Origin of the sequence: Pseudomonas citronellolis (genome assembly GCF_001586155.1) — a bacterium.
In the GTDB taxonomy this organism is placed as follows: Bacteria; Pseudomonadota; Gammaproteobacteria; order Pseudomonadales; family Pseudomonadaceae; genus Pseudomonas; species Pseudomonas citronellolis.
On sequence record NZ_CP014158.1, the window covers coordinates 6545090 to 6556322 of the forward strand.

Sequence of the window (11233 nt, forward strand, 5' to 3'; positions counted from 1 at the left end):
CCTTGCGTAGGCCGTTTCCGAACTATGCCCAGTCACCCACGGAGCACATTCACAAGGCCCCGGCGCCGCAGCTCAAATAGCGCTCCGATGTCACGCAAAGCCCGCCCCATGCCCCGCCGCCAACTCGACCACGCCCTGCCCATCCTCGACCGTGGCCAGGACATCCCCCGGCACGAAGACCCCGCACTGACCGCCTTCCTGCAACGGCACATCGACGAAGTCCTGTCCAAGGACCCAACACCGCCGCCCTGCCATCACTGCGGCAGCCACCAGGTGGTGTTGCGCTACCGGGGCAGGCCGCCGAACGGCATTCCCTATTTCAATTGCCGGCACTGCGGCAAGGGCTTCAACCGGCGTACCGGTACGGCGCTGCAGAGCTTCCTGCGCTGCGACAAGCTGGAGGCGTTCCTGCCCCTGCTGTCGCAACAACGCTCGATCGCCAATGCCAGCGAACGGCTGGGGGTGTCGCACAGGATGCTGTCCCGCTGGGTCAGGGTGTTCCGCCAGTGGCTGCTGAGGCTCGACCCCAGCGGCGAGTGGGAGGCGAAGGTCAAGCTGGGCATGCGGCCCGAACTGCCTGCCCTGGAATGCCCACGCTGCGGTAACCGCGAGCACTTTTTCCGCTTGGGCTTCGTCGACGGCAGGCACCAGGGCAAGCGGATGTTTCAGTGCAAGGCTTGCCGGCGCTGCGTGAGCGAGCCGGACGAGCATTTCAGGATGCGCATCGCAAGCCGGGCAGGCGCCACGGAAAAATGAAAAAGGCCCCGCCGGATCGCTCCGGCGGGGCCTTCTTCATGCTGCGGTCGGGATCAGACCTTGGCGCGTTCGTAGCGCTTGCGGTCGTTCTCGTTCAGCAGTTTCTTGCGCAGGCGGATGGACTTCGGCGTCACTTCCACCAGTTCGTCGTCGGCGATGAATTCCAGCGCCTGCTCCAGGGTGAAGCGGATCGGCGGAACCAGGGCGATGACTTCGTCCTTGCCGGACGCGCGCATGTTGTCGAGCTTCTTGCCCTTGGTGGGGTTGATCACCAGGTCGTTGTCGCGGCTGTTGATGCCGGCCAGCTGGCCTTCGTAGATCTCGTCGCCCGGGCCGAGGAACAGCTTGCCGCGGCTCTGCAGGGTTTCCAGCGAGTAGGTCAGCGCGGTGCCGGTGGCCATGGAGACCAGTACGCCGTTCTGGCGGTTGCTGACTTCGCCGGCCTTGATCGGGCCGTAGTGGCTGAAGGTCGAGGTCAGGATGCCGGTGCCCGAGGTCAGGGTCAGGAAGTTGTTGCGGAAGCCGATCAGACCGCGCGCCGGGATGGTGTATTCCAGGCGCACGCGGCCCTTGCCGTCGGGGATCATGTTGCTCAGATCGCCCTTGCGCAGGCCCATCTGTTCCATCACCGAGCCCTGGTGCTGCTCTTCGATGTCGATGGTGACGTTCTCGTAGGGCTCCTGCTTCTCGCCGGCCTCGTTCTCGATGATCACCACTTCCGGACGGCCCACGGCCATCTCGAAGCCTTCACGGCGCATGGTTTCGATCAGCACCGACAGGTGCAGCTCGCCACGGCCGGAGACCTTGAATTTCTCCGGGCTGTCGCCTTGCTCGACGCGCAGGGCCACGTTGTGCAGCAGTTCCTTCTCCAGGCGCTCCTTGATGTTGCGGCTGGTGACGAACTTGCCTTCCTTGCCGGCGAACGGCGAGTCGTTGACCTGGAAGGTCATGCTCACGGTCGGCTGGTCGACGGTCAGCGGCGGCAGGGCCTCGACGTTCTGCGGGTCGCACAGGGTGTCGGAGATGAACAGTTCTTCCATGCCCGAGACGCAGACGATGTCGCCGGCTTCGGCTTCCGGCACTTCGACGCGCTGCAGGCCGGAGTGGCCCATGATCTTCAGGATGCGGCCGTTGCGCTTGCTGCCGTCGTCGCTGACCGCCACCACCGGGGTGTTGGACTTGACCTTGCCGCGGGTGATGCGGCCGATGCCGATCACGCCGAGGAAGCTGTTGTAGTCCAGCTGCGAGATCTGCATCTGGAACGGGCCGTCGACGTCGACCACCGGGGCCGGGACGTGGTCGATGATCGCCTGGAACAGGGCGTCCATGTTGTCGTCCATCTTCTCGTGGTCCATGCCGGCGATGCCGTTCAGGGCGCTGGCGTAGACGATCGGGAAGTCGAGCTGCTCATCGGTGGCGCCGAGGTTGTCGAACAGGTCGAAGATCTGGTCGATGACCCAGTCCGGACGCGCGCCGGGGCGGTCGATCTTGTTGACCACGACGATCGGGCGCAGGCCGGCCTTGAAGGCCTTCTGGGTCACGAAGCGGGTCTGCGGCATGGGGCCGTCCTGGGCGTCGACCACCAGCAGCACGGAGTCGACCATGCTCATCACGCGCTCCACCTCGCCACCGAAGTCGGCGTGGCCGGGGGTGTCGACGATGTTGATGTTGTAGCCGTTCCACTTGATCGCGGTGTTCTTCGCCAGGATGGTGATGCCGCGTTCCTTTTCCTGGTCGTTGGAGTCCATCACGCGCTCGGATTCCGCTTCTTTGCGGTCGAGGGTGCCGGACAGCTTCAGCAGCTTGTCCACCAGGGTGGTCTTGCCATGGTCGACGTGGGCGATGATGGCGATGTTGCGGAGATTTTCGATCACGGTGTCTGTCTCGGTAAAAAGTAGCTTCAAGCTGCAAGCCACAAGCGGCAAGCAGGTGGAAATATCGTTCAGGTACGGACGTCCGGAGGATGCCTGCGCCAGGTTGCGTTTCGACTGATGCGGCACAGGATCATGCGGGACCGCTCTTCTCTTGCAGCTTGCCGCTTACAGCTTGCAGCTGCCCAACGGGCCTGTAGACCCGCACATTGGTGTGCCCTTCGTTGACCAGGTGATGGGCGTGCAGGCGGCTCATCACGCCCTTGTCGCAATACAGGAGGTACTGGCGGTTGGGGTCCAGTTCCTTGAACTTGCTGTTGATCGCGTAGAACGGCATGGCCAGCACTTCGATGCCTTCCAGCGCCAGGGGTTCATCTTCCTGGGCGTCGGGGTGGCGGATGTCGACCACGATCTGCCCGGGCAGCACCTCGTCGACCATCTCAACCGGCAGGTCCTTGCCCAGCTCGTCGATGACGCGGTCGACGGTCATCTGGGTGGCGCGCTCCAGGGCGCGGTCGAGCACGGCCATGTCGAACTTGGTCTCTTCGTGCTCGACGCGGTAGGGCTTGGCCTGGGTGGTCGGGTTCACCGAGATCACGCCGCAGTACTCGGGCATGTGCTTGGCGAACTCTGCGGTGCCGATCCTGGTCGCGGTGTCGATGATGTCCTGCTTGTGGCTGACGATCAGCGGGCGCAGCACCAGGGTGTCGGTCACCCGGTCGATCACCGAGAGGTTCGGCAGCGTCTGGCTGGACACCTGGGAGATCGACTCGCCGGTGACCAGCGCGTTCAGCTCCAGGCGCTCGGCCACGCGGCTGGCGGCGCGCAGCATCATGCGCTTTAGGGTCACGCCCATGTAGCTGTCGTCGACCTTGGTGAGAATCTCGCCGACCACTTCCTCGAAGGGCACGCTGACGAACAGCACGCGCTGCGAGCGGCCGAACTTCTCCCACAGGTAGTGGGCCACTTCCATCACGCCCAGCTCGTGGGCGCGGCCGCCGAGGTTGAAGAACACGAAGTGGCTGATCAGCCCGCGGCGCATCATCTGGTAGGCCGCCACGGTGGAGTCGAAGCCGCCGGACATCAGCACCAGCACCTGCTCCAGGGCGCCCAGCGGGTAACCGCCCAGGCCCTCGTGCTGGGCGTGGATGACGTACAGGCGGTCGTGGCGGATTTCCACGCGTACCTGCACTTCCGGGTTCTTCAGCGATACCCCGGCCGCGCCGCAGTGCTGGCGCAGGCCGCCGCCGACGTAGCGTTCCACGTCCATGGAGGTGAAGGCGTGCTTGCCGGCGCGCTTGCAGCGCATGGAGAAGATCTTGCCCGGCAACAGGTGGCCGAAGTGCTGCTTGCACTTCTCGAGGATGTCGTCGAAGTCACCCAGCGGGTATTCGTGCACTTCCAGGAAGTGGCCGATGCCCGGCACGCAGGTCAGGCGCTCGATCATCTCGCGCAGGGCCTTGGCGTCGGTCACCCGGGTTTCCACTTCAAGATTGTCCCACTCGCCCTCGACCAGCAGCGCCGGGTCCAGGTCGCGCAGCACGGTGCGGATGTTCTTCGCGAGCTGGCGGATGAAGCGCTTGCGCACCGGCCGGCTCTTGATGGTGATTTCCTGGAAGACCTTGACGATGAGTTTCATGCGAGAAAAGGCACGAGCCCGAAGGGACGAAAAAAAGGGGCGGAATTATACCTGAAATTGCTCAAGACTTGAGCAGTCGAGCGCAGATTCTTTTTGGTGCACCAAAATGGACGCACGCACCATTGTGTAGCACCAAATCGGTGCAACAATTCCGTCATTCGCGCCAGCTACCGTGCGCAAAGCCCTGTAGCGCGGGGCCCTGTCCAAAATCGGGCACTGGCACGCTACTTGCTCTCTTGTGAGGCAGGTTGCCCTGGCGGAGTATTCCGGCCGGCATCACCCGATACTGGGGCACAGAAAGCTCCCAGCTCTAATCCCTCCTGGAGGACAGCATGTCGTACAAGTCGCACCAACTGATCAAAGACCATGACGTGAAGTGGGTAGACCTGCGCTTCACCGATACCAAAGGCAAGCAGCAGCACGTCACCATGCCGGCCCGCGACGCGCTGGACGATGACTTCTTCGAAGCCGGCAAGATGTTCGACGGCTCCTCCATCGCCGGCTGGAAAGGCATCGAAGCCTCCGACATGATCCTGCTGCCGGACGACAGCACCGCCGTGCTGGACCCGTTCACCGAAGAGCCGACCCTGATCCTGGTGTGCGACATCATCGAGCCGAGCACCATGCAAGGCTACGAGCGCGACCCGCGCAACATCGCCAAGCGCGCCGAGGAATACCTGAAGTCCACCGGCATCGGCGACACCGTCTTCGTCGGCCCGGAGCCGGAGTTCTTCATCTTCGACGAAGTGAAGTTCAAGTCCGACATCTCCGGCTCGATGTTCAAGATCTTCTCCGAGCAGGCTTCCTGGAACACCGACGCCGACATCGAGTCGGGCAACAAGGGTCACCGTCCGGGCGTGAAGGGCGGCTACTTCCCGGTACCGCCGGTCGACCACGACCACGAAATCCGTACCGCCATGTGCAACGCCCTGGAAGAAATGGGCCTGGTGGTCGAAGTTCACCACCACGAAGTCGCCACCGCCGGCCAGAACGAAATCGGTGTGAAGTTCAACACCCTGGTGGCCAAGGCCGACGAAGTCCAGACCCTGAAGTACTGCGTGCACAACGTCGCCGACGCCTACGGCAAGACCGTGACCTTCATGCCGAAGCCGCTGTACGGCGACAACGGCTCGGGCATGCACGTGCACATGTCCATCTCCAAGGATGGCAAGAACACCTTCGCTGGCGAAGGCTATGCCGGCCTGTCCGACACCGCCCTGTACTTCATCGGCGGCATCATCAAGCACGGCAAGGCCCTGAACGGCTTCACCAACCCGTCGACCAACTCCTACAAGCGTCTGGTCCCGGGCTTCGAAGCCCCGGTCATGCTGGCCTACTCGGCCCGCAACCGTTCCGCCTCGATCCGTATCCCCTACGTCACCAGCCCGAAAGCCCGCCGCATCGAAGCGCGCTTCCCGGACCCGGCGGCCAACCCCTACCTGTGCTTCGCCGCGCTGCTGATGGCCGGCCTGGACGGCATCCAGAACAAGATCCACCCCGGCGATGCCGCCGACAAGAACCTGTACGACCTGCCGCCGGAAGAGGCGAAGGAAATCCCGCAGGTTTGCGGCAGCCTGAAAGAGGCGCTGGAAGAACTCGACAAGGGCCGCGCGTTCCTGACCAAGGGCGGCGTGTTCACCGACGAGTTCATCGATGCCTACATCGAGCTGAAGTCCGAGGAAGAAATCAAGGTGCGCACCTTCGTGCACCCGCTGGAATACGACCTGTACTACAGCGTCTGATCCACGAATACCTATAAGTAGCGGCAACATTAAGGCCTCCTTCGGGAGGCCTTTTTTATTGGGTGTGTTTTATTGGGCGTGCGCAGGGTTGCTGCTTTTCTTTTCGTAGGAGCGAGCTTGCTCGCGAACGGTGTCCTGTCGTTGGGGGCGGTGTGCATCCTCAAGAGCACCCTCTCCCTAACCCTCTCCCTGAAGGGAGAGGGGACCGTTTGGAGTACTTGGATATTCCTGAGTCAGCCGGCAGCGCCGTTGGTGTCCGACTGAAACCATTCCTCCTCTCGGCGCGGACTAGCCCCCTCTCCCTTCAGGGAGAGGGCTGGGGAGAGGGAGCGGCGTCAAACCGAAACACCCAGCCCACCTGGCCCCCTTCGCGAGCAAGCTCGCTCCTACAGTTCCAGGGAAGCACGGCTTTTCGTAGGATGGCGTTGAGCGAAGCGACCCATCACCACGGCAGCATGGGTATCGCAAGCTCAACCCATCCTACGAAGAGCGCCTCGGCGCAAGGCAGTCGCTCCTACAAAGCGAGCATCTCCCCTCCAATTCGGCTCAGCCCCCGGCATCTGTATGATGTGCCGAGTTTCGCCTGCTCCGGAGTGCCCGTTCGTGACCGATCTTCTTCGCCGCTTCCTGCTGCTGTGCTGCCTCAGCCTGGGCCTGCTCCTCGCCGGGCCGGCGTCCGCCGCGCTGCCCAGCATCCCCGGCGTGACCGGTGGCGATGCCAAGGTCAGCGACGCCCAGTTGCAGCAGTCGCTGGACCAGGTGATCAAGACCCTGGAGAACGACCAGCAGCGCAGCGACCTGCTGAAGAAGCTCAAGCAGCTGCGCGACGCCACCAAGAAGGGCGCGGAGGACCAGAGCGGCGTGCTCGGCCTGCTCGGCGACACCCTGGGCAGCCTGGAGAAGCGCTTCGAAGGCGCCAACAGCCCGACGCTGCGCTGGAGCGGCCTGTTCCAGCAGGCCGGCGTGGAGCTGCAGGAGCGCACGCCGTCCTGGCAGGAATGGCCGGGGATGATCCTCGACTTCTCCCTGGTGCTCCTCCTCTGGGCCTGCCTGGCCCTGGGCCTGCGCTGGCTGGCGCGGCGCATGCGCGAGCGCTTCGGCCTGGCCGACGAACTGCCCCAGCACCCCAAGACCCGCGACCTGCTGCTGTTCGCCCTGCGCAAGCTGGGGCCCTGGCTGGTGGCCTTCCTGATCACCGTGTACCTCTCCGTGGTGCTGCCCAGCTCCCTGGGCAAGCTGGTGGCCATGGTGATCGCCTACGTGCTGGTGTGCGGCACGCTGTTCTCCGCGCTCTGCGTGATTTCCCTGTCGCTGCTCGGCGGCCCGCACCGCACGCGCGCCCTGGACATCCTGCGGCGCCGCGCCTTCCGCCCGCTGTGGCTGATCGGCAGCCTGGCCGCCCTGGGCGAGGTGATGCACGACCCGCGGGTGACCGACAGCCTCGGGCAGAACACCGCGCTGACCGTGGGCTCGCTGGCGAACATCTGCGCCGCGCTGTTCACCGCCCTGTTCGTCCTGCAGTTCCGCCGGCCCATCGCCCACCTGATCCGCAACCAGCCGCTGGAGCGCCGCCTCAAGCGCCGCAGCCTGCACGAGCTGGTGGAGCTGGTCGGCTCGCTGTGGTACGTGCCGGTCCTGCTGCTGGTGGGCATCTCGCTGTTCGCCACCGTGGTCACCGCCGGCGACAGCAGCTACGCCCTGCGCCGGGCCCTGCTGTGCGCGCTGATCGCGGTGGTGGCGATGACCGTCAACGGCCTGATCCGCCGCGCCCACCTGCGCTCGGCGCAACGCAGCAGCCGGCGCAGCGCGCCCTACATCGAGCAGCTGCAGAACTTCGGCTACACCCTGCTGCACCTGGCCACGCTGCTGGTGTTCCTGGAAGTGGGCCTGCGCGTCTGGGGCATGTCGCTGATCGGCTTCGCCGAGGGCGACGGCTCGCAGATCAGCCTCAAGCTGATCAGCTTCGGCAGCACCCTGCTGGTGGCCTGGCTGATCTGGATTCTCACCGACACCGCGGTGCAGCACAGCCTCGGCCTGGGCGGGAAGAACCGCGCCAACACCCGCGCGCTGACCATGCTGCCGCTGATCCGCAACGTGCTGTTCATCACCATCGCGGTGATCGCGCTGATCGTCGCGCTGGCCAACATGGGCATGAACGTCACGCCGCTGCTGGCCGGCGCCGGCGTCATCGGCCTGGCCATCGGCTTCGGCGCGCAGTCGCTGGTGGCCGACCTGATCACCGGGCTGTTCATCATCATCGAGGACTCGCTGTCGATCGACGACTACGTCGACGTCGGCGGCCACCTGGGCACGGTCGAGGGCCTGACCATCCGCACCGTGCGCCTGCGCGACCTGGACGGCGTGGTGCACACCATCCCGTTCAGCGAGATCAAGAGCATCAAGAACTACTCGCGGCAGTTCGGCTACGCCATGTTCCGCTGGCCGGTGCCGGCGAGCATGCCGATCGACGACGCCCTGGCGCTGGTGAAAGACGTGGCCGGCGAGCTGCGCAACGACCGCAGCATCAACCGGGCGATCTGGTCGCCGCTGGAAATGCAGGGCGTCGAGAGCTTCGACAATGGCCAGGCGATCCTGCGCTTCCGCTTCAAGACCGCGCCGATCCGCCAGTGGGAAGTGCAGCGCGCCTTCAACCTGCGCCTGCGCCAGAAGCTGGACAAAGCCGGGCTGGAACTGGCCATGCCGCGCCTGAACGTGCAGCTCTCACGCATGCGCAAGCCACGCGAGGAAGGCCCGCAGGACCACGCCGAGCCCGCCGACGGCGGCATCTGAGGCCGCCGGCGCGGTTCAGACCGGCTTGCGCGGGGCCTCGGCGCCGGCCCGGGCATTGACCTGGGCGCCCTTCTCGGCCGTCACCTGGCCATAGACCTTGCAGCCCTCGTTGATCCGCACCCGCTCGGCGTTGATGCTGGTCGGCGAGCCCTGCGCGCCGACCACGCAATCGCGCCCCAGGCTGACGCTGCGCCCGGCGCTCAGCGGCCCGGCGACGCGCGAGCGGCGGCCGACGCGCACCGAACCCCGGGCCAGGATGGCGCCGGCCACTTCCGCGCCTTCGTCCATCCACACGCCACCCTCGACCCGCACCGAGCCGAGCACGCGGGAATAGCGGCCGAGATACAGGTCGCCGCGCACCAGCAGGTCGCCTTCCTGGCAGCCGCCGGCGGCCACGCGGTACTCGCCTTCCTCGACCTGGCGCCGGCCGCTGCCGGCAGCGACGATTCCGGTCGGCGTGCGCGAACAGTCGCCGAAGCGGATCTCGCCCGCGCAGATGCGCCAGAACTGCAGCGGCGGGCGGATGCGCACCAGCCCCTCCACCACCAGCGGCCCGTGCAGGCAGCGATCGGCCGGGTGCAGGCCCAGCGGCAGGTAGAGCAGGTTGTTCGGCGCCGTGCTGGCCTGCGGCTTCGGCAACGACGGCGGCTCGGGCAGTTCGCAGGCGTGCCAGGTGGCCGCGGCGGCGCCGGCCGGCACGCTGGCGGTGCTGACGACGGGCAGCGGCAACAGGCGCGGCAAGGCCACCAGCAACAGGGCGATGAACAGCGGCAGCAGAAGGGTCATGCTAGGCGCCTCCCGCTGAAGGGGCCGGCCCGCAGGCGGCGGGACGAAGGGATGGACATGGCGTTCACTCTGGGCGCCCCGGCGAAGGGGCGCGCGTACGATTCAGTGCGCCTATCTCAAGCCATGCCCCGGGAAGTACCCTTGACATTTGTCAGAAAACGCAGAGATCAACAACGAAACCACGCTAGATATCAAATAAGTTCGACAAAAGCAGCAGCACTCCGTCGGCTGCGCACTGTTAACTCCCGCGCAAACCCGGCGGCGTGATGGCGTTTCACTTGCCACCCGTCGGCGCCGATGCAAGGCTTAGCCCATTGTCTTCCGGGAGATCACGCATGCGCGTGCCAGTCCTCTGCCTGCTGCTCGCCCTGGCCGTGCCGGCCAGCGCGCAGATCTACAAGTACACCGACGCCAACGGCAAGACGGTATTCACCAACCAGCCGCCCAGCGGCGTGGACGCCAAGCCGGTGGAACTGCCGCCGACCAACACCGTGGGCGCCCAGCAGCCCGGCGCGCCCATGGGCAGCGGCGATGGCGAGCAGCGCCAGGCCCGCTACGCCATCCTGGCCATCACCGGGCTGCCCGACGAGGAGGCCCTGCGCGCCAACGACGGCAACTTCGACATCGAGGTGGCCATCCAGCCGCAACTGGCCATGGGCGACCGCCTGCAACTGCGCCTGGACGGTCAGCCCTACGGCGCGCCCAGCAGCTCCACGCGCTTCAGCCTGAACAACCTCGAACGCGGCGACCACAGCCTCTCGGTGGACGTGGTGCAGGGCGACCGTGTGCTGCAGTCCAGCGCGCCGGTGAACTTCACCCTGCAGCGCATCAGCACCAACAGCCCCGCGCGCGTCCGGCCCATGCCGAGGAGCGGCAACTGATGAAACGCGCCCTGCTGCTCGGCCTGCTCCTGCTGGCGGCGTTCCAGGCCAGCGCCGAGGTCTATACCTACATCGACAAGGACGGCAACCGCGTCTTCACCGACCAGCCCAGGCGCAGCAACGCCCAGCGCCTGAACCTGGCGCCGCCCAACGGCATGCCGAACATGCCCCCGCCGCTGTACGCGCCCGCCGCCTCGGCCCTGCCGCCGCAGCCGCCGCAATACCAGGTGCTGCGCATCCTGGTGCCCGAGCCCGACGCCACCGTCCGCGCCAACAACGGCGAGCTGATCGTCACCGTCTCCAGCGACCCCAACCTGCTGCCCGGGCACAGCTTCCGGCTGTTCCTCGACGGCGTTCCGGTGGGCGAGCCAAGCCGCAGCCCGGTGTTCCCCCTGCACAACCTCGATCGCGGCACCCACCAGCTGTCGGTGGAGATCCTCGACCAGCGCGGCCAGACCCTGGAACAGACGCCCAACCAGCCGTTCCACATGAAGCGCGTATCGGTCGCCGAAAGCGACGCCGGCGAGCGGCCCGCCCTGGCATCGCGCCCCTGAACCCAGCGAATTTTCGCACGCCCTCTTAAGAAGCCTTCCCCGAAGATGCGCACCACTTTGGTGCGCGCACCTGCACCACTTTCTATACTCTCCCCATTTCGGGTCACGACGACGGCCCATTTTCCTTGAGGAAATGCCACGAGTCGGCGCAGATCGCGGCCTGGCGCGTCTTTTCGGGGCTTGGTTTGCTTTTTGCATTTTCCTGCCCAACCTT

Annotated in this window: 8 protein-coding genes; 5 read left to right on the top strand and 3 right to left on the bottom strand. The window is 65.7% G+C overall.

Going from position 1 to position 11233, the window contains the following annotated elements; genetic code table 11:
- The first annotated feature begins 108 nt into the window (after positions 1 to 108).
- On the top strand, positions 109 to 756 hold the full coding sequence (locus PcP3B5_RS28520) for a DUF746 domain-containing protein (RefSeq protein ID WP_009613806.1): 648 nt from the start codon (positions 109 to 111) through the stop codon (positions 754 to 756).
- A gap of 53 nt (positions 757 to 809) precedes the next feature.
- On the opposite strand, the gene typA is transcribed toward PcP3B5_RS28520, so the two are convergent.
- Together typA and thiI are read right to left on the bottom strand one after the other, a co-directional pair.
- Positions 810 to 2630, bottom strand: a complete 1821-nt coding sequence (typA, locus tag PcP3B5_RS28525; protein WP_009613807.1) for a translational GTPase TypA — start codon at positions 2628 to 2630, stop codon at positions 810 to 812.
- A gap of 130 nt (positions 2631 to 2760) precedes the next feature.
- Positions 2761 to 4266, bottom strand: a complete 1506-nt coding sequence (gene thiI / locus PcP3B5_RS28530) for a tRNA uracil 4-sulfurtransferase ThiI (protein WP_061563027.1) — start codon at positions 4264 to 4266, stop codon at positions 2761 to 2763.
- A gap of 332 nt (positions 4267 to 4598) precedes the next feature.
- Between thiI and glnA the strand changes: the two genes are divergently transcribed.
- Positions 4599 to 6008 (top strand): glutamate--ammonia ligase, encoded by a 1410-nt coding sequence (gene glnA, locus PcP3B5_RS28535; RefSeq protein WP_009613809.1) that lies wholly within the window; start codon positions 4599 to 4601, stop codon positions 6006 to 6008.
- A 564-nt stretch (positions 6009 to 6572) separates the two neighbouring features.
- Positions 6573 to 8798, top strand: coding sequence for a mechanosensitive ion channel domain-containing protein (locus PcP3B5_RS28540; RefSeq protein WP_420820149.1), 2226 nt, complete (start codon positions 6573 to 6575; stop codon positions 8796 to 8798).
- 15 nt (positions 8799 to 8813) lie between these two features.
- Here PcP3B5_RS28540 and PcP3B5_RS28545 read toward each other — a convergent pair whose 3' ends face one another.
- Positions 8814 to 9584: a bactofilin family protein gene (locus tag PcP3B5_RS28545; RefSeq protein WP_009613811.1), complete on the bottom strand. Its 771-nt coding sequence runs from the start codon at positions 9582 to 9584 to the stop codon at positions 8814 to 8816.
- A gap of 335 nt (positions 9585 to 9919) precedes the next feature.
- Here PcP3B5_RS28545 and PcP3B5_RS28550 point away from each other — a divergent pair, with 335 nt between their 5' ends.
- The gene (locus PcP3B5_RS28550; protein WP_009613812.1) at positions 9920 to 10465 is read left to right on the top strand and encodes a DUF4124 domain-containing protein; all 546 of its coding nucleotides are present in this window, start codon (positions 9920 to 9922) and stop codon (positions 10463 to 10465) included.
- Entirely contained in the window at positions 10465 to 11019 is a 555-nt protein-coding gene (locus PcP3B5_RS28555) for a DUF4124 domain-containing protein (RefSeq protein WP_009613813.1), read from the top strand. The genes PcP3B5_RS28550 and PcP3B5_RS28555 overlap by 1 nt, the downstream gene beginning before the upstream one ends.
- Positions 11020 to 11233: the final 214 nt, after the last annotated feature.

What these genes read in the sequence shown, in the direction of transcription:
- PcP3B5_RS28550 (WP_009613812.1), top strand. Translation starts at nt 9,920, where the DNA reads ATGCGCGTGCCAGTCCTCTGCCTGCTGCTCGCCCTGGCCGTGCCGGCC.
- PcP3B5_RS28540 (WP_420820149.1), top strand. Translation starts at nt 6,573, where the DNA reads ATGATGTGCCGAGTTTCGCCTGCTCCGGAGTGCCCGTTCGTGACCGAT.
- PcP3B5_RS28520 (WP_009613806.1), top strand. Translation starts at nt 109, where the DNA reads ATGCCCCGCCGCCAACTCGACCACGCCCTGCCCATCCTCGACCGTGGC.
- thiI (WP_061563027.1), bottom strand. Translation starts at nt 4,266, where the DNA reads ATGAAACTCATCGTCAAGGTCTTCCAGGAAATCACCATCAAGAGCCGG.
- glnA (WP_009613809.1), top strand. Translation starts at nt 4,599, where the DNA reads ATGTCGTACAAGTCGCACCAACTGATCAAAGACCATGACGTGAAGTGG.
- PcP3B5_RS28545 (WP_009613811.1), bottom strand. Translation starts at nt 9,584, where the DNA reads ATGACCCTTCTGCTGCCGCTGTTCATCGCCCTGTTGCTGGTGGCCTTG.
- PcP3B5_RS28555 (WP_009613813.1), top strand. Translation starts at nt 10,465, where the DNA reads ATGAAACGCGCCCTGCTGCTCGGCCTGCTCCTGCTGGCGGCGTTCCAG.